23 protein-coding genes are annotated in these 21,746 nt (G+C 65.7%); 11 read left to right on the plus strand and 12 right to left on the minus strand.

Features of this window, described 5'->3' with window-relative positions:
* Positions 1 to 70: 70 nt before the first annotated feature.
* The gene (gene gltX / locus J2Y55_RS29095; RefSeq protein ID WP_310160262.1) at positions 71 to 1,411 is read left to right on the plus strand and encodes a glutamate--tRNA ligase; all 1,341 of its coding nucleotides are present in this window, start codon (positions 71 to 73) and stop codon (positions 1,409 to 1,411) included.
* Positions 1,412 to 1,521: 110 nt separating this feature from the next.
* On the opposite strand, the gene J2Y55_RS29100 is transcribed toward gltX, so the two are convergent.
* The 4 genes from J2Y55_RS29100 to J2Y55_RS29115 all read right to left on the minus strand — a co-directional run bounded on the left by J2Y55_RS29100 (position 1,522) and on the right by J2Y55_RS29115 (position 5,762).
* On the minus strand, positions 1,522 to 2,841 hold the full coding sequence (locus tag J2Y55_RS29100; protein WP_310160265.1) for an MFS transporter: 1,320 nt from the start codon (positions 2,839 to 2,841) through the stop codon (positions 1,522 to 1,524).
* 253 nt (positions 2,842 to 3,094) lie between these two features.
* A complete protein-coding gene (locus J2Y55_RS29105) occupies positions 3,095 to 4,234 on the minus strand; it encodes a DUF2865 domain-containing protein (protein ID WP_310160268.1) in 1,140 nt (379 codons plus the stop codon).
* Positions 4,235 to 4,572: 338 nt separating this feature from the next.
* A complete protein-coding gene (gene maiA, locus J2Y55_RS29110; protein ID WP_310160270.1) occupies positions 4,573 to 5,214 on the minus strand; it encodes a maleylacetoacetate isomerase in 642 nt (213 codons plus the stop codon).
* A gap of 53 nt (positions 5,215 to 5,267) precedes the next feature.
* Positions 5,268 to 5,762 (minus strand): MarR family winged helix-turn-helix transcriptional regulator, encoded by a 495-nt coding sequence (locus J2Y55_RS29115; RefSeq protein ID WP_310160273.1) that lies wholly within the window; start codon positions 5,760 to 5,762, stop codon positions 5,268 to 5,270.
* Positions 5,763 to 6,068: 306 nt separating this feature from the next.
* On the opposite strand from J2Y55_RS29115, the gene J2Y55_RS29120 reads away from it, so the two are divergent.
* Positions 6,069 to 6,944, plus strand: a complete 876-nt coding sequence (locus J2Y55_RS29120; protein ID WP_310160276.1) for a CHAD domain-containing protein — start codon at positions 6,069 to 6,071, stop codon at positions 6,942 to 6,944.
* Positions 6,945 to 6,981: 37 nt separating this feature from the next.
* Here J2Y55_RS29120 and J2Y55_RS29125 read toward each other — a convergent pair whose 3' ends face one another.
* Positions 6,982 to 8,067 (minus strand): TRAP transporter substrate-binding protein, encoded by a 1,086-nt coding sequence (locus J2Y55_RS29125; protein ID WP_310160278.1) that lies wholly within the window; start codon positions 8,065 to 8,067, stop codon positions 6,982 to 6,984.
* Between the two features lie 63 nt (positions 8,068 to 8,130).
* Between J2Y55_RS29125 and J2Y55_RS29130 the strand changes: the two genes are divergently transcribed.
* Positions 8,131 to 9,144: a fumarylacetoacetate hydrolase family protein gene (locus J2Y55_RS29130; RefSeq protein WP_310160280.1), complete on the plus strand. Its 1,014-nt coding sequence runs from the start codon at positions 8,131 to 8,133 to the stop codon at positions 9,142 to 9,144.
* Positions 9,145 to 9,183: 39 nt separating this feature from the next.
* Here J2Y55_RS29130 and J2Y55_RS29135 read toward each other — a convergent pair whose 3' ends face one another.
* Both J2Y55_RS29135 and J2Y55_RS29140 read right to left on the minus strand, forming a co-directional pair.
* Complete coding sequence (locus tag J2Y55_RS29135; protein WP_310160283.1) at positions 9,184 to 9,465, minus strand: HigA family addiction module antitoxin; 282 nt, start codon at positions 9,463 to 9,465, stop codon at positions 9,184 to 9,186.
* Positions 9,466 to 9,475: 10 nt separating this feature from the next.
* Entirely contained in the window at positions 9,476 to 9,757 is a 282-nt protein-coding gene (locus J2Y55_RS29140; protein WP_310160286.1) for a type II toxin-antitoxin system RelE/ParE family toxin, read from the minus strand.
* Positions 9,758 to 9,942: 185 nt separating this feature from the next.
* On the opposite strand from J2Y55_RS29140, the gene J2Y55_RS29145 reads away from it, so the two are divergent.
* Entirely contained in the window at positions 9,943 to 10,476 is a 534-nt protein-coding gene (locus J2Y55_RS29145; protein ID WP_310160287.1) for a hypothetical protein, read from the plus strand.
* Positions 10,477 to 10,478: 2 nt separating this feature from the next.
* Entirely contained in the window at positions 10,479 to 10,880 is a 402-nt protein-coding gene (locus tag J2Y55_RS29150) for a lysozyme inhibitor LprI family protein (RefSeq protein WP_310160289.1), read from the plus strand.
* A 65-nt stretch (positions 10,881 to 10,945) separates the two neighbouring features.
* Here J2Y55_RS29150 and J2Y55_RS29155 read toward each other — a convergent pair whose 3' ends face one another.
* Entirely contained in the window at positions 10,946 to 11,491 is a 546-nt protein-coding gene (locus J2Y55_RS29155; RefSeq protein WP_310160291.1) for a GNAT family N-acetyltransferase, read from the minus strand.
* A 153-nt stretch (positions 11,492 to 11,644) separates the two neighbouring features.
* Here J2Y55_RS29155 and J2Y55_RS29160 point away from each other — a divergent pair, with 153 nt between their 5' ends.
* Complete coding sequence (locus J2Y55_RS29160; RefSeq protein WP_310160293.1) at positions 11,645 to 12,163, plus strand: CreA family protein; 519 nt, start codon at positions 11,645 to 11,647, stop codon at positions 12,161 to 12,163.
* 124 nt (positions 12,164 to 12,287) lie between these two features.
* Here the strand turns inward: J2Y55_RS29160 and J2Y55_RS29165 are convergent, their stop codons facing one another.
* Together J2Y55_RS29165 and J2Y55_RS29170 are read right to left on the minus strand one after the other, a co-directional pair.
* Complete coding sequence (locus J2Y55_RS29165) at positions 12,288 to 12,650, minus strand: hypothetical protein (protein ID WP_310160295.1); 363 nt, start codon at positions 12,648 to 12,650, stop codon at positions 12,288 to 12,290.
* Positions 12,651 to 12,741: 91 nt separating this feature from the next.
* Positions 12,742 to 13,068: a hypothetical protein gene (locus J2Y55_RS29170; protein ID WP_092175893.1), complete on the minus strand. Its 327-nt coding sequence runs from the start codon at positions 13,066 to 13,068 to the stop codon at positions 12,742 to 12,744.
* Between the two features lie 319 nt (positions 13,069 to 13,387).
* Here J2Y55_RS29170 and cysS point away from each other — a divergent pair, with 319 nt between their 5' ends.
* Genes cysS through cimA form a run of 3 tightly spaced genes read left to right on the plus strand, consistent with a single transcriptional unit; the run spans position 13,388 to position 16,745 of the window.
* Positions 13,388 to 14,857 carry a cysteine--tRNA ligase gene (gene cysS, locus J2Y55_RS29175; RefSeq protein WP_310160299.1) on the plus strand — a complete coding sequence of 490 codons (1,470 nt, stop codon included), beginning with the start codon at positions 13,388 to 13,390 and terminating at the stop codon, positions 14,855 to 14,857.
* On the plus strand, positions 14,854 to 14,976 hold the full coding sequence (locus tag J2Y55_RS29180; protein ID WP_310160302.1) for a hypothetical protein: 123 nt from the start codon (positions 14,854 to 14,856) through the stop codon (positions 14,974 to 14,976). The genes cysS and J2Y55_RS29180 overlap by 4 nt, the downstream gene beginning before the upstream one ends.
* Positions 14,973 to 16,745 carry a citramalate synthase gene (gene cimA / locus J2Y55_RS29185; RefSeq protein WP_310160304.1) on the plus strand — a complete coding sequence of 591 codons (1,773 nt, stop codon included), beginning with the start codon at positions 14,973 to 14,975 and terminating at the stop codon, positions 16,743 to 16,745. Before J2Y55_RS29180 ends, cimA begins: the two co-directional genes overlap by 4 nt.
* Before the next feature lie 97 nt (positions 16,746 to 16,842).
* Here cimA and J2Y55_RS29190 read toward each other — a convergent pair whose 3' ends face one another.
* The gene (locus tag J2Y55_RS29190; RefSeq protein WP_310160307.1) at positions 16,843 to 17,190 is read right to left on the minus strand and encodes a hypothetical protein; all 348 of its coding nucleotides are present in this window, start codon (positions 17,188 to 17,190) and stop codon (positions 16,843 to 16,845) included.
* A gap of 131 nt (positions 17,191 to 17,321) precedes the next feature.
* On the opposite strand from J2Y55_RS29190, the gene J2Y55_RS29195 reads away from it, so the two are divergent.
* Complete coding sequence (locus tag J2Y55_RS29195; RefSeq protein WP_404979067.1) at positions 17,322 to 19,274, plus strand: ABCB family ABC transporter ATP-binding protein/permease; 1,953 nt, start codon at positions 17,322 to 17,324, stop codon at positions 19,272 to 19,274.
* A gap of 130 nt (positions 19,275 to 19,404) precedes the next feature.
* On the plus strand, positions 19,405 to 19,893 hold the full coding sequence (locus J2Y55_RS29200) for a hypothetical protein (RefSeq protein WP_310160311.1): 489 nt from the start codon (positions 19,405 to 19,407) through the stop codon (positions 19,891 to 19,893).
* A 168-nt stretch (positions 19,894 to 20,061) separates the two neighbouring features.
* Here J2Y55_RS29200 and J2Y55_RS29205 read toward each other — a convergent pair whose 3' ends face one another.
* Positions 20,062 to 21,423: a cytochrome P450 gene (locus J2Y55_RS29205; protein WP_310160318.1), complete on the minus strand. Its 1,362-nt coding sequence runs from the start codon at positions 21,421 to 21,423 to the stop codon at positions 20,062 to 20,064.
* Positions 21,424 to 21,746 lie beyond the last annotated feature (323 nt).

Below are 21,746 nucleotides of genomic sequence, written 5' to 3' on the forward strand. Positions count from 1 at the left end.
TGCGGCGATCAATGGGCGCGGCGATCAATGGGCGATTGTCCGGCCCCGTCAAACGCGCCATAAGCCGCGCATGACTTCTCCGCTCGTCCGCACCGCCCCGTCTCCGACCGGCTTCCTGCATATCGGCAATGTCCGGTCGATCATGTTCAACTGGCTGTTCGCGCGCCGCCATGCTGGGCGCTTCCTGCTGCGCTATGACGATACTGACGTGGCGCGTTCGAAGCCGGAATTCGCCGAGGCGATCGCGGAAGACCTGGCCTGGCTCGGCGTTGTGCCCGACTTCGTCATCAGGCAGTCGGACCGGCTGGCGATCTATGACGCGGCAGCTGCCCGCCTGCGCGAGGCCGGCCGGCTCTACCCCTGCTACGAGACTGCCGACGAGCTCGATCGACGCCGCAAGCGCCAGCTCGCGCGCGGCTTGCCGCCGGTCTATGACCGCGCCGCGCTGAAACTGACGGCCGAAGACAGGGCGCAGCTCGAGGCCGAGGGCCGCAAGCCGCATTGGCGCTTCCTGCTGGAGCCGCGCATCGTCGCCTGGAACGATCTCGTCCGCGGCGAGGCCCATGTCGATTGCGCCTCGCTGTCGGACCAGGTGCTGATCCGCGAGGATGGCAGTTATCTCTATCATCTACCTTCCGTCGTCGACGATGCCGAGACTGGCGTGACCCATGTCATCCGCGGCGAGGACCATGTCACCAACACGGCGGTGCAGATCCAGATCTTCGAGGCGCTGGGCGCAGCCCTGCCGCTCTTCGGCCACCACAATCTGCTGACGACGGCGAGCGGGGAGGGGTTGTCGAAGCGGCTCGGCCATCTCTCCCTGCGCGGCCTACGTGAAAGCGGAGTCGAGGCCCTGGCTGTCGCGGCGCTCGCCGTGCTCGTCGGCTCCTCGGATGCGGTCAGGCCTGTCGCGAGTCTCGATGAGCTTGCTGGCCTCGTCGATCTCGCCCATGTCTCGCGCGCCCCGGCCAAGTTCGACGAGCATGAGCTGGAGGCGCTGAGCGCCCGCACGCTGCATCAATTGCCCTATGCCGCCGTGGCCGAGAGGCTGGCAGGGCTGGGTGTGCCTGCGAGCGAGCCGTTCTGGCTCGCCGTGCGCGGCAATCTCGGCAAGCTCGATGATGTGAAGAGCTGGTGGCAGGTCGTCGAAGGGCCGCTGCAGCCGGTCGTCGCCGACCCTGCTTTCGCCGCTGCGGCGGCTTCCGTGCTGCCGGCCGAGCCTTTCGATGCGACGAGCTGGAAGAAGTGGACGCAGGCTGTTGCGGCCGCGACCGGCGCCAAGGGCAAGGCCCTGTTCATGCCGCTGCGCCTGGCCCTGACCGGGCTGGAGCACGGCCCGGAGCTGGCGGCGCTGCTGCCGCTGATCGGGCGAGAGAAGGCGTTGAAGCGGCTGGCCGGCGAGACGGCCTGAGCCAAGCCGTCATTGCGAGAAGCGAAGCGACGAAGCAATCCAGCGTAGAGTTCTGCCGCTCCTGGATTGCTTCGCTTCGCTCGCAATGACGTTTGCGGGAGGCGGCGCCCTCAATCGTGCCGGTGCATCGCCGAAGCGTGCTTGGTGTCGCGCATCGTCGTGTAGACTAGCAGCGAGAGGAAGATCACGCCCGCGAGGTAGTAGTAGAACCACTGCTCATGGCCGAGCGTCTTGAACCAGAGAGCGATCGCCGGAGCCGTGCCGCCGAAGATTGAGACCGTCAGCGCATAAGGCACCGCGACGCCCGTCGCGCGGATCGAGGTCGGGAACAACTCGGCCTTCACCACTGCGTTGATCGAGGTGTAGCCGGCGACGAAGACCCAGGCTCCCGAGATCAGCAGGAAGGCGATCCAGGGCGATTTCGTCCCGGCGAGCGCGGTCAGGATCGGCACCGTCAGCAGCGTGCCGGCGACGCCGAAGAAGATCAGCATCGGCTTGCGGCCGATCCGGTCCGAGATCGCGCCATAGATCGGCTGCAGGGCGGCAGCGAAGATCAGGGAGCCGGCGATGACATAGGTCGTGGTCAGGTCGCTGAGGCCCACCGTCTGCTTCACGAAGGTCTGCATATAGGTGGTGAAGGTGTAGAAGGCAGCGGTACCGCCGGCGGTGAGGCCGACCACGATTGCGATCTCACGCGGATAGCGCATCAGCCCGCGGATCGAGCTTTCGCGCTTCTTGCCCTTCAGCGCCTCGAAGCTCTCGGTCTCGTGCATGTGGCGGCGCATCAGCATGGCGATGATGGCAAGAGCCGCGCCGATGACAAAGGGGATGCGCCAGCCCCAGGCGACGAGCTGCTCATGCGTCAGGAAGACGTTCTGCAGCAGCAGCAGCACCAGGATCGCGGTGAGCTGCCCGCCGATCAGCGTGACATATTGGAAGCTCGAATAGAAACCGCGATGCTCGGGGTCGGCGACCTCGGTGAGATAGGTCGCGCTGGCGCCGTATTCGCCGCCGAGGCTCAAGCCCTCGACGATGCGGGCGAAGGCAAGCAATGCAGGCGCGGCGAAGCCGATCGAGGCGTAGGTCGGCGTCACCGCGATGATCAATGAGCCGAAGCACATCAGCACGACCGAGACGGTCAGCGAGAGCCGGCGGCCATAGCGGTCGGCGAGATGGCCGAACAGCCAGCCGCCGATCGGGCGCACGATGAAGCCCGCCGCGAACAGGGTCGCGGCGTTGAGCTGCTGGACGACGGGGTCGCTGGACGGGAAGAAATGCGGCGCGAAATACAGCGCGAAGGCCGTATAGGCGTAGAAATCGTACCACTCGACCAGATTGCCGACCGAGCCCATGAAGATCGCCTTCAGGCGGCGTTTGGCGTCGTTGAATTCGATCGGATGGGGATGGGCGGGAATGGCGTCGTCAGACATGGCGGCCTCTAGGTCTTTTGGGGACGGAGGCGGCCTCGCGCCGTCGGGAGACGGGCGCGTCATTCTGCGGCCAGGCGGCGTCCCCTTATGAGGGGTCGCTCTTTAATGCGCGCTGGCCGGTCATGCGTCCAGTGCTGGGTTACTCAGCTGGCGTCGTAGCGTCATGGTTCCTGTGCATGAAGGCATGATCGCTTCTAAAATTTATGGGCATTGCTCCCGCGAAAAACCGGTACCCGGTTTTTCGCGCAATGCTCTATTGCCGCGTCGCCGAGGGACCGAGATTGGGCGCCAGGTTCGGCGCAATGATCCGCACCGTGCGCTTCTCGCCGGTGACGCTCTTCGTCTCGCTCTTCACCCCGTCGCCCTTGTCGAGAACCTTCTCGCCGATCGTGTCAGGCCCGACGCCGGCCGATTCCGTGCCCGCCGTCGGCGAATTCTCTGACGGCATCGGCTTCTCGTCGGGGACATCGGGGACGGCGGCCGGCTGCACGGTCGCAGGCGCCGCGCCCCGGCGCTTGGGATCGACCCTGGGCCGCGACAATTCAGCCGCGCGCTGCTCGGTGACGATGACGTCGCCCTTGCGTTTGTCGAGCAGGTATTCGGCGTCCTTCAGGGTTTGCGCCCAGCTTTGGCCCTGGCCTCGGCAGGTGCAGGCGGCGTCAAAACTGCGCTGATATTTTCCGGCGTTCGCCAGCGAGGTATAGGGTTGGCCGGTGCTGCGGGAAACCGCGTTCTGGATGTCGCCGCCACCCGTCATGCCGAAGGCGGTGGTTTCCGAGCCCGGGCACAGCGCCTGGCACATCTCGTCGGCGTTGCCCGGATTGTTGGCGAGCGGGAAGAAGAAGCCGTCGCAGCTGCGCACGCAGACAGTGTAGGCGCCGCCCATGCGTGGCTTTTCGGGCTCCAGCGGCTGCTCGGGCTGGAGCTCCGGCAGTGTCGTGTCGATCTCGCCCCGGCGCGGTTCGATCCCGAAGATGGTCTCGAAGAAGCCGCGCTGCTGCGGCCGGCAGTTATTGTCGATTGCAGCAGCGAGCTGGGCGCGGCGCTGCTCGACGCTGCCGCCCTCGGCCTGGCGCTGAGCCGCGCCATATTGCGCCTGCAACTGGCCGATCTGCGAACGCAGCAGGCCGCATTGCGGCGGCGGCCCCTCACCGAAGAAGGAGAAGCTGCGGTCGCAGCCCATGGAGCGGTACTGGCTGGTCACTTGCGCAAGCTGCGCACCGGCGCGCTGCGCGGCCTGGGCGGAGCGCGGATCGCCGCCACGCTGGCCCTGCAGGCTGGCGAGCTCGGAGCGCCAGGCATTGCAAGCCGGCGATTGCGCAAAAGCCGCGCCACCCAGGCTCGCCAGCGCCACCAGCACAGCGCCGAAGCGTCGGAAAAACGGAACTGTCATCGCGGGTCGGGCCACATCACCTGTTTTGCTGGTCCAGGCGCTTGCCGCGCCGATTGCTCACGCGCGAGAACACCTGCCAAACGCGACGGAACTAAGGACGGCGCCTGCGGCGACCTGGCGCGGATTCGCTGGGAGCCGTAGCTGAACCCGCATGCCATATTTGCCTCTAGGCGGCAATCGGCTGCGGTTTCGGGCTCAAGGCTCTCGCATTTGGCTCCTCAGCCCTCATCCTTCGAGACGCCGCTTCGCGGCTCCTCAGGAGGAGGGCTCAAAAATCCAGATGCGGTTCCTCTGGTTTCGGGCTTTCAGCCGCGCGGCTCCCTATTGCGACAGGTGGCTCAGGAACGCCCTTCGGCGGGAAAGTCGGGCTGCGCTTCTGGGCGTGCGAGGCGGAACGCTTCGATGGGCGTGCAGAGCTGCTCGACCTGCAGCAGAAGCGGGTAGGCGGAGAGGTCGCACTGCAGGCGGCGGGCGGCGCCGAGCTGCGGAATGAGGTGAAGCTCGGCCCAGCCCGGCCTCTCGCCGAAGCAGAACGGCCATTGCCGTGTCCGTTGCGCCAGCGTCGTTTCGAGCGCCGCGAAACCCAGGGACAGCCAATGCTGCACCCAGCGGGCGACGCCGGCCTCGTCGACATTCATCTGGGATTGCAGGACGCGGCGGACGCGCTGAATGGTGAGAGGATGCATCTCGGAGGCGATGAGCGCGCCGAAGGCGCGGGCTTGCGCACGGGTGACGGGCTCGGACGGCAGGAGGCTGGGAGCGGGAAACATGCTCTCGATGTAGTCGAGGATCGCCGAGGATTGGGCGATGATCTGGCCGTCGACCTCCAGGGCAGGCAGCAATCCTTGCGGGTTCAGGCGCAGATATTCGCCCGGCGCCAGGGAGTTCACCGGGACATAGATGTAGTCCAGGCCCTTGAGGCGAAGCGCGATGCGGACACGCTCCCCGGCCGAATTCTGCCAACGCGATAACAGGCGCATCCCGAAGACCTCCCGCTTGTCTGTCGTTTCCGCTCCCGGAGCGCGCTGTACCGTCAGGTCTCGTCGCCGCGATAGCCGCCGGCGAGATGGCGGCCGCGCTCGGTCAGGGTCGAGAGCACGCGCTCGAACACCTTCAATTCTTCGGGAGCGATGCCTTCCGTCCAGCGTGCTTGCAAGGCGAGCGCCAACGGCACGATCTGGCCGTAGATTCGCACGCCCGCCGCGGTCAGCGCCACGAAGGATTCACGCCGGTCCTGCCGGTTCTCGGCGCGCGAGACCAGACCGCGCTTCTCCAGTTCGGTGACGGCGCGCGAAACCTTGGTCTTGTGCATCTCGGCGAGCTCGCCGATGTCGCGCGAGGTCAGCTTGCCGAATTCGCCGAGCTGCGCGATCACCCGCCATTGCGGGATGTCGATACCGAAATGCGCACCGATGATCCGCCCCAGCGCCCGGCTGCCGAGCAGGCCGACGACGTTCAGCCGGTAGGGCAGGAATTGCTCAAGGCGAAGCAGGGGTTCGGCGGCGGGAGAGGGATTGTTCGTCGACATCGATTTTATGTCCGGAGGCTTCAGTTTGCGCGATATGATGCGGGCTCATGGTCCCGGAGCCTAGAGGTTGTTAGGGACTCTGGGCCCGGCAGGTGAGGTGGGTGATCGCCTTTCGCCCCGCCTTGCACAAGACCTGGGCGGTCGCCGCAGGGCTTGCGGCTTCCCGGCGTTTGGGATTGTCTCTCCGGTAAGGGGAGCGAGGAGGGCGTTGTGGCGGTTCGAGCGAAAGCGCCGGCCAGGCGGGCTCGTGCCGGCAGCGGGTCTATCGTGCCTCGCAAGCCGGAGAAGCGTCTCGACGCAGCCGGCATGATGCAGCGCTGGGCCCGCCATTGGTTGCGCAGCTGCCGCGACATGCCCAAGCGCGCGCTTCGCCTGATCAACGACGCGCGGGCCGGGCCCGAGCAGCAGGTCCATGCGTTCCGCCGCCTGATGAAGGCATGGCGCTCCCTGCTCAAGCTCGCACCGGACTCCCTGGCCGAGGAGGCCAAGCTGATGCGCGCCGAGATCAGGGGGCTCCGCCGGGATTTCGGCGCCGCACGCGATGCCGTCGTCCTGGCGAGGACCCTCGAGGACGCGCTGGGGAAGCGCCTCTTCAGGCGTCTGCCGAAACCGGAGGGGGAGGCCAGCTCGCCGGCTGCGCCGTCCGATCTGCGGCAGCAACTGGAGGCCGCTCGCATCAAGCTCGGTCGGCTCTCCGTCGAGATGGCGCGTTGGTCGGTGGCGGGGGAGGGCGGCGCCTTTCTGCTGAAGGGCTTCGAACGCTCCTGCGGGAAAACGCGTCGGCGCCTGCAGCGCGATCCACTCCGGATGAGTTTGAAACACCTGCACGAATCGCGGACGGCGATCATCGATCTCGGCTATCAGCTCCAGTTCTTTCGCCCGGCCGAGGCGGCGGAATTTGCACCGCGGGGCAAGCTGGCAGAGCGCCTGCGCTCGCAGCTCGGCGCTGTCGTCGATCTCGATCTGGCCCAAAAACATCTGATCGCGCTGATGCCGGCCGGGCACGGGGCCAAGGCCAATCACAAGAAGGCCGAGCACAGAATCGCCCGGCGCATCGTCAAGCGGCGCGGGAAGGCGGCGCGGCTGGCGCGCCGATTGCTCGACGAACGGCCCAAGACCCTGCGCATCCGCCTGGGCGAGATGATGGCGATCCGGGAGCCGCACCGGGTCAAGCTGAGCTGACCCGGCGTGTCTTGTCGTCTCGCCGGAGGCCTGCGCCTCAGCGCGCCCGGAGCCGGTTCATGAAGGAGTCGTAGGACAACTCCGCCACCTGCCACCAGAGCAGGTTCTCGCCGCGGAAGGCGACCAGGGAATCATAGCCCTTCTTGAAGTCCGGGCTCTTGGCCGAGGTCTCGGCGTAGTATTCCTCGGCGGCCTTGAGGGCTGCCTCCATCACCGGCATCGGGAACGCCTTCAACTGCGCGCCTTGCGCCACCAGACGGCGCAGGCCGCCGGGGTTCACGAAGTCGTATTTAGCCAGCATCCAGTTATTGGCCGCCTCGCAGGCGTTCTGGACGATCGCCTGGTAATGCTTGGGCAGCTTGGCCCAGGCCTCCTTGCCGATGATCAGGTGCAGCATCGCGCCGCCCTCCCACCAGCCGGGATAGTAGTAATATTTCGCCACCCGGATGAAGCCGAGCTTCTCGTCGTCATAGGGGCCGACGAACTCGGCCGCATCGATCGTGCCGCGCTCCAGCGCCGGGTAGACGTCGCCGGGCGCGATCTGGGTTGGAACCACGCCGAGCTTGGCCAGCACCGCCCCGCCCATGCCGCCGATGCGGAACTTCAGGCCCTTGAGGTCGTCGAGCCCGGTCAGCTCCTTGCGGAAGAAGCCGCCCATCTGGCACCCGGAATTGCCGCAGGGGATCGAATAGGCGTTGAAGCGGTCGAGCACGCCGTTGACGATCTGCTCGCCGCCACCGAAATACCACCAGCTATGCTGCTGGCGCGCGTTCAGCCCGAAGGGGATGCCGGTGCCGAGGCCCAGCGTCGGATCCTTGCCGATATAGAAATAGGTCGGCGAATGCGCGCATTCGACCGTGCCCGACGAGACTGCGTCGAGCGCCTGCAGGCCGGGTACGATCTCGCCGGGCGCAAAAACCTGGATCTCGAACTTGCCGTCCGTGGCGTCGCTGACGAATTTCGAAAACTGCTGGGCGGTGCCGTAAATCGTGTCGAGCGACTTCGGAAAACTCGACGTCAACCGCCATTTCACCTCGGGAGCCGACTGCGCGATCGCAGGCATCGCGACCGGGGTCGCGGCGGCGGCGAGAGCCCCTGTTTTCAAAAAGTCGCGACGTTTCATATGGTCACCTCCCAAAAAGCTTGTTGCGCTCTTTCTGGCGCGTCCGGGGAGGAATGAAAAGACATGAAACTCGCGTCGCTTATGCACGGCCGGGATGGCCGACTCGTCGTGGTCTCGAAAGACCTCACCCGGGCCACCGATGCCTTCCCTGTCGTGCCGACCCTGCAGGCGGCGCTCGATGATTGGGATCGCTACGCGCCGCGCCTGGCCGATCTGGCGGAGACGCTGGAGCATGGCTCGGTCCCGTCCTTCCGCTTCCACGAGCATGATTGCGCGGCCCCGCTGCCGCGCGCCTATCAGTGGCTCGACGCCTCGGCCTATGTGAATCATGTCGAGCTGGTCAGGAAGGCGCGCGGCGCCGAGATGCCGGAGAGCTTCTGGACCGACCCCTTGATGTATCAGGGCGGCAGCGACTCCAATCTCGGGCCGCGGCAGGCGATCCGCGCCCGCAGCGAGGTCGACGGCATCGATTTCGAGGCCGAGATCGCGGTCGTCACCGGCGACGTGCCGATGGGCGTCTCGCCCGCCCAGGCGCTCAATCATATCCGTCTGGTCATGCTCGCAAACGATGTGAGCCTGCGGAATCAGGTTGCGAACGAATTGGCGAAAGGCTTTGGATTCGTTCAGTCAAAGCCGCCGACCGCCTTTTCCCCGGTCGCCGTGACGCCGAGCGAATTGGGCGCGAGCTGGGCCGGCGGCAAGCTGCATCTGCCGCTGTTGACGCAGCTCAACGGCAAGCCCTTCGGCAGGCCCGACGCCGGCACCGACATGACTTTCGATTTCGGCGCGCTGATCGCCCATGCGGCGCGCACCCGCCCGCTCGCGGCCGGTACGATCGTCGGCTCGGGCACGGTCTCCAATCGCGGCGCTGAGGGCGGCCCGGGCAAGCCTTTGGCGGAGGGTGGGCTCGGCTATGCCTGCATCGCCGAGCAGCGCATGATCGAGACGATCGCACGCGGGGCGCCGACGACGCCGTTCCTGCGCTTCGGCGACAGCATCCGCATCGAGATGAAGACCGCCGCCGGCCACTCGATCTTCGGCGCGATCGAACAGGAGATCCTGCCTCACGCCGAGTGACGGGCTGGGCCAAGCTCGCCGGCTGAGGAAAGGGGCGCTTCAGGCGGCGTGCGGCTGGACGGCCGAATAGTCCTGCTGCGTCTCGGCCTTGGAGAGGTCGTGCGCTGCCTGAAGATTGAGCCAGAAGCGCGGATCGGTCTGGAAATAGCGCCCCAGCCGGATCGCGGTATCGGCCGAGACGTCCCGGCGCTCGCGCAGCAACTCGCTGACGCGGTTGCCGGGAACGCCGAGCGCTTTCGCCAATTGCCTTGCGCTCATGCCGAGCGGTGCGAGGTATTCCTCACGCAGGATCTCGCCGGGATGGGTGCGGATGCGCGGCATCGCTAGCTCCTCAATGACAATCGACGATCTCGACCGCCGCCGGCCCCTCTGCGATCCAGCGGAAGCAGATGCGCCATTGGTCGTTGATCCGGATGCTCCATTGGCCGCGGCGGTCACCCTTCAGCGCCTCCAGGCGATTGCCCGGAGGCGAGCGCAAATCGCCCAGCGCCACTGCCGCGTCGAGCATGTCGAGCTTGCGCCGCGCGACGGACTCGATCGCGCGCCATCGCGTGGCGCTGAGGCCGTCCCGGAACAGGCGTTCGGTCTCGCGGTTCGCGAAGCTCTGGATCACGCTTTAGTCTACGATACGTATCGCGTATCGGTCAATGATGATGCCTCGCCCCGTCTGGTCTAGGCTCACAAAGCGCCTTCGACATTAAATGAAATCGGGTCGGCCTCCGAAAACCGGTTTCCAGGCTTCGGCTTGATGTTCTAGGCTTTGTCCGCAACCCGCTTGCCGCGAGAGCCCTGCCTGCCATGATCGAATCCGTGCCGCTCTACCCGACCACCATCCCGCTGGCCTTTTTCGTCTGGGGCCCGGCGCTGGTGATGCTGCTGTACTGGCTGGTCGGCGTCTGGGCGAGCCGGCAGGGCGTGGCACGCCTGCTCGAGAGCGACTGGAACGGTTTCACCGTGGCCGATGTCGAGAAGCTCTTCGCCGCCTATGGCGACGAGCGCCGTGCCAAATACCGCCATCGCGTGCTGCCTGCCGATGTCGCCGTCGCCTTCGTCTATGCGATCGTCGGTGCGGTGATCATCGCCGGGCTGTGCATGCGCGGGCAGCCCTGGTGGGTCGCGGCGCTGTGCGGCGGCGGCTGGCTGCTCGGTGGGCTCTGCGATGTCGCCGAGAATTTCGGCATCGCGCGCCTGCTCGACACATATCCCAAGCTCGAGGCCGGCGCTGTCGCCTTCGCGAGCAGGGTCACGCAATTGAAGCTGGTGCTGTTCACGCTCGGCATCATCGGCGCGCTCGTGGCGGCCTATCTGGTGTTCAAGCCGCTGGCGGCGTGATCATGCAAGTCTTGTCGCGTCTCTTGTCGCGTCTCCTGCCGGCCCTTGGCGTCATCCTCGCCTTCGCCGCTCCGGCCGCCGCCGACGAGGCCTATAAGCGCTGTATCGATGCTTCGGACGGCACCAATCCGGCTTGGGGCGCCTGCGGCGGCGCATGGGTCGCGCGCGAGGACGCCAAACTCAACGCGGCCTGGAAGCAGCTCTACGATGCGGGCGAGCCGAACACGAAGAAGGACCTGCTCGAGGAGCAGCGCGCCTGGAACGCCTTCAAGGAGAAATCCTGCAGGTTCTACGACAATGGCGATTTCGGCCGGGAAGGGCAGGTCCTGCACTTCCCGGCCTGCCGCGCTGAGGTCATCGCGCAGCGCACGGCAACGCTGAAGAGCTACGGCATTGGCCAATAGCGCCCTTAGAGTTTGATGATTGTCACCAGAATGAGGGCGGTAGTTCCGACTTAAGTCATCGCAATCTAGCGGGGGCGCTCCAGGCGCAGGCGGGTTGCGACGACGGGCGGTGCGCCGATCAGCGTCTCGGCCTGCCTCAGTGCCGGCTCGAAGCCGAGTTTTTCCGCCAGCCGCAGCGATGCCGCATTCTGCGGATGCGTGACGATGACGATCTCCGGCAGGGCCAGCGTCTCGAAGCCGTGGCGCAGCAGCCGGGAAACGGCCTCGAAGCCATGGCCCTGGCCCCAGTGGCGCGTCGCGAAGCGGTAGCTGAGTTGGACCTGCTGCTGCGCCTCGCCATCGGGAATGAGCCCGACATAGCCGATGAGCTCCGCATCGATGACGTCATGTGTCTCCGTCGCGGGAAAGACCGACCAGTAGCCGAGCCCGCGTGCGAGATGGGTGAAGCTGCGCGCCGCGATGCCGTCCCGGCCCATCGCCGGATCGCCGAGTGGCGCAATGTAGCGCATCACCTCGGGATCGGCGTTCATCGTGGCGATGGCGTCGAGATCGGCGAGCCGGCGCGGCCGCAGGGCCAGCCGCGCGGTCTTCAACTCTGGCTGTGCCGTCATGGTCATCTCGCGGTTCTCGCACGGCGCGATCTCGGCTGCGCCGTCACCATCTTGGAGCAACCGGTTTTTCGCATCGATCCGGCTCTGGTGCGGCAGGGCGCGATATCCCATATCCTGACCGCCGCCATGCGGAAAAGCGTCGGGAGAGAGAGAATGCGGTTTCGTCGTCACGTCCTGGTCGCTTTGGCGGCGTTCGCTCTTGCCGGCTCCGCGTTTTCGCCGGCCCAGGCCCAGGAAGATCTGATTTTTAGGAAATCCACGGTCTGGAAGATGCTGACGCCTGACGACAAGCTCGCCGTCTACGGCGTCGATGATCCGGTCGTCGAGGGCGTGGCCTGCCACTATACCGTGCCCGAGAAGGGCGGCGTCGCCGGCATGTTCGGCGTCGCCGAGCAGGTCTCGGACATCTCGCTCGCCTGCCGGCAGATCGGCCCGATCAAGTTCAAGGACAAGTCCGAGCAGGGCGATGTCGTCTTCCGCGAGCGCCGCTCGCTGATCTGGAAGAAGATGCAGATCGTGCGCGGCTGCGACGCCAAGCGCAACGTATTGATTTACATGGTCTATACCGACAAGCTGATCGACGGCTCCCCGCAGAATTCGACCTCGACCGTACCGATCATGCCCTGGGGCGCGAATGGCGATGCGCCGAAATGTGCGGAATGGGTGAAGTGAGGGCGATGGGCTGCCGGCGCTCCTGGAGCGTTTTCGAGCGAAGTGGACTCCGGTTCGGAGGAAGACAACGCGTTAAAGCAAAGAGCAGGAGCTGTTGAACGACACAATCGGATCGGAAATGGCTCTAGCGCTTCGGCGGATAGGTGCCGGCGAACTCGCAGCTCGCGCCATGGAATGCCGAGCAGCCGGGGCCCTGGCTGAGAGCGATCGCGTTGCCCTGCTTTCGCAAGGTCACGCGGCACGACGAGCCGAATTGGTTTTTTGTTGCGACCAGCACATCATTGTTGACACGGCCCGTGGCCGTCAGTTCGGCGATGCATCCGGGGACGGTCGCATCGACGACGACTTCGAAGGTTCCGCCCGTACGCTGCTTGATGACGAGCGTTCCCCGCTTGCCCGCATACTGGCCTTCGAAAGCGAGTGCGGAACCGCATAGCGCCACGAGCAGCAGTACAGCAATCGGAGGTCGTGCGTTCAGAAGTCTCATGCGGGCCTCCGAGCAATTATTGTCGGAGAGGATCGCAGATTGCGCGCTGAGGCAAGGGCATGCGGAACTATTGCCGCGCCATCCGGCTCACTCAGCCGCAGACGATGACCAGCGGCTGCTCGGGTTCGGCCGTCACGGTCGCCTTGGCGAGCGTGCCGGTGAAATCCTCGCGATCGGCGAGGCCGAAGCTGGTCGCCATCTTGAAGCCCTTGGCCTCGCACCAGGCATTGGCGACGATCTTGCCGCATTCGGATTTGGACGAGATGCAGTCGGCGACGCCGTAGCCGTCGCTGGCCGGGATCAGGAAGGTGCGCTGGTCGCTGGCCGCTGCGACGGTCTTGGTCGAGGGCAGGACCGACAGGGACAGACCTGCGCCGATGATTCCGAAGAGGCCGACAAGAGCGATGGCGCGGCGCATTTCAGATATTCCTCGTGACCCGGTCGGGCGCTCAACCCTCAAATCGTGAGGATGGTTCCAACAGGTTAAATTTGGATGAACTCGCGCGAGCCATGGTGCGGCGCAACAAGTGGGCCGCCCTCTTGACGCAAAGCTCGCATGCAGGCAATCAGTTTTTCATGACGCGAGCCGCCAACCCGATTTGCATTATTTGCCGCTAGCTTTCGCTGGCCGGCTGCTCACGTCCTCGTCCTGAAACGGAAAGACAGACAGCGCCCCGGCCAGCGGCCAGGATATGCTCGTCTCCATGCCTTCCGCCGTTTCGCCAGGACACTTTCCGATGTCGCCGACCTTGAGGCTCTACAACACGCTGACGCGGACGAAGGAGGATTTCGCTCCGATCGATCCCCAGAACGTGCGCATGTATGTCTGCGGCCCGACGGTCTATGACTATGCCCATATCGGCAATGCCCGCCCGGTCATCGTCTTCGACGTGCTCTACCGGCTGCTGCGGCATCTCTATGGCGCCGACCATGTCACCTATGCCCGCAACCTCACCGACGTCGACGACAAGATCAACGCGCGGGCGGCCCGGGACTATCCCGGCCTGCCGCTGAACCAGGCGATCGCTGGGGTCACGCAAGCGACGACCGCGCAGTTTCATGCCGATATCGGCGCGCTCGGCAACCTGCCGCCCGATGCCGAGCCGCGCGCCACCGACCATATCGAGGAGATGAAGGCGATCATCGAGCGCCTCATCGCGCGCGGCGTCGCCTATGTCGCGGAAGAGCATGTGCTGTTCCATGTGCCTGCCGTCGCGCATCTCAAGGCCGCGCCGAAATACGGTTCGCTGGCGCGCCGGCCGCTCGACGAGATGATCGCCGGGGCACGCGTGGACGTCGCTCCGTACAAAAGAGATCCGATGGATTTCGTGCTATGGAAGCCGAGCCGCGAGGGTGTCGATCCGGGCTGGTCCTCGCCTGCAGGGATCAAGACGCCCGGCCGCCCCGGCTGGCATATCGAATGCTCGGCGATGTCGATGGCAAAACTGCTCGCGCCCTTCGGCGGGGGCCTGTCTTGCGACGACCCGGCCAAGAACGTCTTCGACATCCATGGCGGCGGCATCGATCTCGTCTTCCCGCATCACGAGAACGAGATCGCCCAGTCCTGCTGCGCCTTTGGCGGCGTCGACGGGGCAGGGCGCATGGCCAATATCTGGATGCATAACGGCTTCCTGCAGGTCGAGGGCGAGAAGATGTCGAAATCGCTCGGCAACTTCGTCACCATCAACGAATTGCTGGAGACCGAGGTCTTTGGCGGGCGAAAATGGCCCGGCGAAGTGCTGCGCCTTGCCATGCTGAAGACGCATTACCGCCAGCCGATCGACTGGACGGTGAAGGCGCTGGAGGAGGCGGAGAAGACACTTGCCGAATGGTCGGATGTCGCCGGCGATGTGGAGGTCGGATCGCCTTCGCAGGCGTTCCTGGATGCGTTGGCTGATGATCTGAACATCGCCAAGGCGCTGGCCGAGCTTCATGCGCTTCGCAAAGCAGGCGAGCTGTCCCGGCTGCGCGGTGGACTGTCACTGCTCGGCATCGGCCTGCGTTCCCAGAGCAACTCGCTGGAGAGTGCAACGCTTCGTGCCGCCGTCGAGATGCAGATCGCTGCTCGCCTCGAAGCCCGCCGCGCCAAGAATTTCGCCGAATCCGACCGCATCCGCGACGCGCTTCTAGCGCAAGGCATCCAGCTCAAGGACGGCAAGGACCCCGCCACCGGCGAGCCGACGACAACATGGGACGTGAAACGATGAACCGCGCCGACACACCGAAAATCCGCCCCGCCGGCGCTTTATCCGTCGCCATGAAGCTCGTCATGCTCGCCATGGTGATGCCGCGCGTGCTGCGCTATCGCATGAGGATCAAGCGATGAACCGCCAACCTACCCCCTCTCCCCTGGCGGGAGAGGGTTGGGGTGAGGGGGCGCGCGACGATCACCACGTGGCGCCCGCAAAGCCGCAACCCGGAAACGTCACGGCGCCCCCTCATCCGGCCGCTGCGCGGCCACCTTCTCCCGCCAGGGGAGAAGGGAAGGACGCGGCGCTTGTTCCGGCTCGCATCCATCTCTTCGACACCACCTTGCGCGACGGTGCGCAGACGACCGGCGTCGATTTCTCGCTCGATGACAAGCGCAGCGTCGCCGCCATGCTAGACAGGCTCGGCATCGACTATGTCGAGGGCGGCTATCCCGGCGCCAATCCGCTGGACACGGCGTTCTTCGCGCAAAAACCGACGACGCAGGCCAAATTCGCCGCCTTCGGCATGACCAAGCGCGCCGGCCGCTCTGCCGCCAATGATCCCGGCATCGCAGCGCTATTGGAAGCCAAGGCCGACGCCATCGTCTTCGTGGCCAAGGCCTGGGACTATCATGTCCATGTCGCGCTCGAGATCCCGCTCGAAGACAACCTCATCGGTATTCGAGAGAGCGTCGAAGCCGCCAGGGCTGCCGGCCGCGAGGTGATGCTCGATTGCGAGCACTTCTTCGACGGCTACAAGGCCAACCCCGATTATGCGCTCTCCTGCGCCCGCGCGGCCTATGAGGCCGGGGCGCGCTGGGTCGTGCTCTGCGACACCAATGGCGGCACGCTGCCCGACGAGATCGGGGCGATCGTCGCCGCGGTCGCAAAAACCATTCCCGGCGACCATCTCGGCATCCACGCCCATGATGATTGCGGCTGCGCGGTGGCCAATTCGCTGGCGGCGGTCGAGGCCGGTGCGCGCCAGATCCAGGGCACGCTGAACGGGCTCGGCGAGCGCTGCGGCAATGCCAATCTGGTGACGCTGATCGGCGCGCTGAAGCTGAAGGAGCGCTATCGCGAGCGCTTCGCCATCGGCGTCGACGCGGCGCAGCTCGGCGAGCTCACCCATGTCTCGCGCGCGCTCGATGAGATGCTGAACCGGGCGCCCAACCGCCACGCGCCCTTCGTCGGAGCATCCGCCTTCACCACCAAGGCCGGCATCCATGCCTCGGCCGTGCTGAAGGATCCGCGCACCTATGAGCATGTCCCGCCCGAGGCGACCGGCAATCTGCGCAAGGTCCTGATTTCGGACCAGGGCGGGAAGTCAAACCTCGTCGCCGAGCTCGAGCGCATCGGCGTGACGCTCGGCCGTGACGATCCGCGCCTCGGCCGGGTGCTCGACGAGGTCAAGGAGAAGGAGGCGCAAGGTTACGCGTTCGAGGGCGCCGACGCCTCCTTCTTCCTGCTGGCCAAACGCATCATGGGCGAATTGCCGGCCTATTTCGAGATCGAGCGCTTCACCGCCAATGTCGAGCGCCGCCATAATGCGTTGGGCGAGCTCGTCACCTTCTCCGAGGCGATCGTGAAGGTGAAGGTCGGCGAGGAGGTGCTGATCTCGGTCGCCGAGAGCGCGCTCGGCCCGGTCAACGCGCTCGACCTGGCGCTGCGCAAGGATCTCGGCCGCTATCAGTCATTGATCGAGGGCCTGCGCCTCGTCGACTACAAGGTCCGGGTCTTCCAGGGCGGCACAGATGCTGTCACCCGGGTGCTGATCGAATCGGCCGACGAGACCGGCGCACGCTGGACCACGGTCGGCGTCAGCGCCAACATCATCGACGCCTCGTTCCAGGCGCTGGTGGACTCGATCACCTACAAGCTGATGCGCGAGGGCGCGACGGCTTGATCTTTTCCTTCTCCCCTCGGGGGAGAAGATGTCTCGATGGGCAATCTAAGTGTCAAAGTCGGCAACAGCCGACTTTGATGGGGAGGAGGAAGCGCCCTCACTCGGTCAGGCGGATGACCCTGTCCTTGCACAGATCCATGCTCTCACCGTCGCTCTCGGCATCGTCGCCGAAGCGGGCGAGCACGTAGTAATTGCAGCCCAAGGGCTTATTGAGCTTGATCGCGGTGCTCTTGCCCGGCTCCAGCGGTTTGGCGAGCTTGCCGACGAGGCGCGACTGGTCGCCGGTGGTGGCGATCTCGAAGGTCGTCAGGGGCGATGCCCGCATATTGGTGATCTTGATCTGCGCTGGCGGTTTGGCCTTCTGGGCCGCGGCAGGAGTGGCCGCGAGCATCAGCCCGGCGCAGAGGCCGGCAGCGGCGGTGGCGATAACGCGTTGGAACTTCATCATTGTTTCGTCCCCATTGGCAGAATTTAGGCATTCTTGGCCGATATCTGACACCGGGCTTGGGACGAGAACAAGGCAGCAAGCCGGCGCAATCGGTGCCTTGCGTGACATGGGCATGCATTGGCGCGCGAATGCGCCTATATCACCCGGCCAACTGGAATCGTTTCAAGATGTCTGCGCCAGCCGCGTCCAACCCGCCGCCGAGTTTCGCCCGCTCGGCCGTGCTCCAGCCCGGCTCCGGCTTCGTCGCGACCTTCCGCGCGCTCTGGCCCTATCTCTGGCCGGCCGACCGCGCCGACCTGCGCAAGCGCGTCGTGCTCGCCTTCGCTCTGCTGGTCGCGGGGCGCATCGTGCTGATGGGCGTGCCCTTCGCCTTCAAATGGACGACGGACGCGCTCGCCAATACGCCAACCAGCCTGGAGCGTTGGCTGCCCTGGCTCGTCGGCGCGCCCCTGGCGCTGACGGTGATCTATGGGCTGGCGCGCGTCGGCTCGGCCGCCTTCATCCAATTGCGCGATGCGCTGTTCGCACCGGTCTTCATGCATGCGGTGCGCACGCTGGCGCTGCAGACCTTCGGCCATCTGCATTATCTCTCGCTGCGCTTCCATTTGGAGCGCAAGACCGGCGGCCTGACCCGCGTGCTGGAGCGCGGCCGCAACGGCATCGAGGAGATGGTCCGGCTCGGCCTCAACCAGCTCGTGCCGGTGGTGATCGAGCTCGTGCTGATCATCGCGGTGCTGCTGACGATCTTCAACTGGGTCTATGTCGTCGTGCTGGTCGTGATGGTCACGACCTACATGACCTACACCATCAAGGCGACGGAGTGGCGCATCGCCATCCGCTCGCAGATGAACGAGTCCGATACCGACGCCAATTCCAAGGCGATCGACTCGCTGCTGAACTACGAGACGGTGAAGTATTTCGGCGCCGAAGCTCGCGAGACGGCGCGCTACGACCTCTCCATGGCGCGCTATGAGCGCAATTCGATCAAGGCCTACACCTCGCTCGCCTGGCTCAATTTCGGCCAGGCTGCGATCTTCGCCGCCGGGCTGACGCTCTCGATGGTGATGGCGGTGCAGGGCTTCCGCGCGGGCACGCTGACCGTCGGCGATTTCGTGCTGATCAACGCCATGCTGATCCAGCTCTACCAGCCGCTGAACTTCATGGGCACGGTCTATCGCGAGATCAAGCAGGCGACGCTCGACATCGAGCAGATGTTCTCGCTGATCGGCAAGGATCCCGAGATCCAGGACAAGCCGGGTTCGCCGCCGCTGCGGGTCGATGCCGGCGAGGTCCGCTTCGAGGACGTTCATTTCGCCTATATCCCGGAGCGGCCGATCCTGAAGGGCATCTCCTTCACCGTGCCGCCGGGCAAGACCATCGCGATCGTCGGGCCTTCGGGCGCCGGCAAGTCGACGATCTCGCGCCTGCTGTTCCGCTTCTACGAGCCGAATTCCGGCCGTATCCTGATCGACGGGCAGCCGATCGCGGACGTCCAGCAGGTCAGCTTGCGCGCCGCCATCGGCATGGTTCCGCAGGATACGGTGCTGTTCAACGATACGATCGAATACAACATCCGCTATGGCCGGCCCGATGCGAGCGAGGCCGAGGTCGAGGAGGCGGCGCGGCTCGCCCAGATCGACCGCTTCATCAAATCCCTGCCGGAGGGCTATGCCACCTCGGTCGGCGAGCGCGGCCTGAAGCTCTCGGGCGGCGAGAAGCAGCGCGTCGCGATTGCCCGCACCATCCTCAAGGGCCCGCCCGTGCTGGTTCTGGACGAGGCGACCTCGGCGCTGGATTCCTTCACCGAGAAGGAGATCCAGGATGCGCTCGACCGGGTCAGCGAGGGCCGCACCACGCTCGTCATCGCGCACCGGCTCTCGACCGTGATCAATGCCGACGAGATCATCGTGCTCGACAAGGGCCTGATCGTCGAGCGCGGCAGCCATCCGCAACTGCTCGCGGCCGATGGCGTCTATGCGGCGCTCTGGAACCGCCAGCGCCAGGTCGACGAGGCCAAGGCGACGCTGCAGCGCGCGACCGCGGAGGAAGCGCCGAGCGTGCGCGTGAGCCTGACGGAGTAGGGTCGCTTCCCTTCGCCCGCTAGGGGAGAAGGGAGGGGCCCTGTTTAAAACCACTCGCATCTGCGGCGCGCTTCCTGCATCGTGACCATGGTGGAGCCGGTGGCTCCAATGACTGAGGCGGGGGCTTCCAATGTTCGATCCAACCAGTTTCGTAGGCTTTCACACCTGGCTCAGCATCATCGCCATCCTGGCGGGCATTCCCGTCGCGATCGGCCTGCTCAAGGGTCACACCGTTCCGCGCTGGACCGGCGTCTATCTCGCCACCGCCTTCGCCACGAGCGCGACCGGCTACGGCTTTCCCTTCACCGGCGTGCTGCCCTCCCATATCGTCGGGGCGATCTCGCTCGTGCTGCTGATCGTGGCGGGTTTTTCGCTTTACGGTCGCGGTCTCGCCGATGGCTGGCGGCGGATCTATGCGATCACCGCGATGCTGGCGCTTTACCTGCTCGTCTTCGTCGCCGTCGCACAGGCTTTCCTCAAGGTGCCGGCGCTGCGTGCGCTCGCGCCGACGCAGGGCGAGCCGCCCTTCGCCATCGCGCAGGGCGTGGTGCTGGTCGTCTTCGTCGTGCTGACCTGGCTCGCCTCAAAGCGCTTCACCAGCGTCCACGCGGTTGCCTGAGTCTCAGCCCCCGTTTGAGATATTCCTCAGCCCTCATCCTGAGGAGCCATTCCGCGAGGAATGGCATCTCGAAGGATGCTCCAGATGGTTCAAGAGCCTCCTGGAGCATCCTTCGAGACGCCGCTGCGCGTTTCCTCAGGATGAGGGCTGAAGTTTCCAAACGGTCTCTCAGCGAGCCGTCGCGGCCATCAGCAAAGGCCGTTTCGGCCGCAAGGTGATCTTCAAGGTCGGCACGGGCGGCTCCTGCGTCAGCGGCTCCAGCCTGATCGCGCGCAGCAGCACGGCCAGGATCGCGACCGCCTCCATGGTGGCAAAGGCGCTGCCGATGCAGATGCGCGGGCCGGCCCCGAAGGGCAGATAGGCATAGCGATGCCGCTGGCGCGCAGCCTCGCCCAGGAAGCGGGCGGGGTCGAAAAGATCGGGCTGGTCCCAGAGCCGCTCATGCCGGTGCACCGCTTGGATCGGCACATAAAGCACCATGCCTTGCTTCAGCGCGACGCCGCCCAGCTGGAAAGGTTCCTCGACCTGCCGGGTGATGGCCGGCACGGGCGGGTAGAGCCGCATCGCCTCCTGGAAAACGGCCCTGGTCAGCGGCAGCGCCATGACATGCTCCGGCTGCAGCGCGCCGCCGCCCGTCACCGCCTCGATCTCCGCCAGAACGGCATCCTCGACCGCACGGTTCTGGGTCAGGAGATGGAAGGTCCAGGCGAGGCCGAGCGCGGTCGTCTCATGGCCGGCGGTGACGAAGGTCAGGAGGTTGTCGACGATCTCGGCATCGCTCATCGCGCGGTCGGATTCGGGGTCGGCGCTGGCGAGCAGCATATCGACGAGGTCGTTGCGGTGCTCACCGCTGGCGCGCCGCTTGGCGACCATCGCGCCGAGCGTTTCGCGCAGATAGGCGACGGAGGTGAAGGCGCGCCTGCGGCCCGGATAAGGCAGCCATTCCGGCGTGCGGAGCAGGCTGTAGGCGAACATGAAGTTGCTGGGTTCGAGATAGTCGGTAATGGCGCCTTCGACCTTGCCGGCGTCGAAATCGCCACTGCCCGAAAGCATCGTCTCGACGATGATGGCGAAGGTGGTGCGCATCATCTCATGGCCGATATCGAGCGGGCCCGCCTTGTCGAGCCAGCCGTCGCGTGTCGCCTCGGCGGCCGCGATCATCGCCGGCAGGAAGCCGGTCAGGCTGTCATGCTGGAAGCCCGCCGCGACCGCGCGCCGCTGCCAGCGCCAATGTGCGGCATCGGCCGTCAGCAGGCCCTGGCCGAGCGCGGGGCCGAGCACCCGGCGCATGGTGTCGCCCTTACTGAGCGCGTCGGCATTGCGCAGCAGTGCCTCCTGGATCAGCGCGGGATCGCAGATATAGAGGCTGTCCCGCCCGGCGACGCGCGAGAGCACGAGCTTCTCCGAGAACGCCTCCGGCGGTATCGCCTCGAGTGGGTTGCGCAGCAGCGAGGTCAGCACGGCGAGCGAGGAGCGCCGGCTCCTGAACGGGACTTCGGGGGCGATCTCGGCGGCGACGTCGGCCATCATGGTCAAGGCTTCGGTCTCCTGGTTCACGCTCCGCGACGCAATGCCATTGTGCCTGCGAATGTGGCGAATGAACAACTGCGATGTGTCTTCCCTTCTCCCCTCGGGGGAGAAGGTGTCTGCGAAGCAGACGGATGAGGGAAGGGTCGCGCCAGCGGCCCTTTTTCTTGTTTTGGGTTGAGGCTCTTCCCTCATCCGTCAGCGCTACGCGCTGCCACCTTCTCCCCCGAGGGAGAGCTTTGCGTAACCGGTCTTTTTGGCGCTTGTGGAAAGTGAGCGGATGGTTTGTCGGGAGCAGGATGTGAGGCTGGACTTGCCCGAGGCGC

Origin of the sequence: Allobosea sp. BE125 (assembly GCF_031456075.1) — a bacterium.
Taxonomy (GTDB): Bacteria; Pseudomonadota; Alphaproteobacteria; order Rhizobiales; family Beijerinckiaceae; genus Allobosea.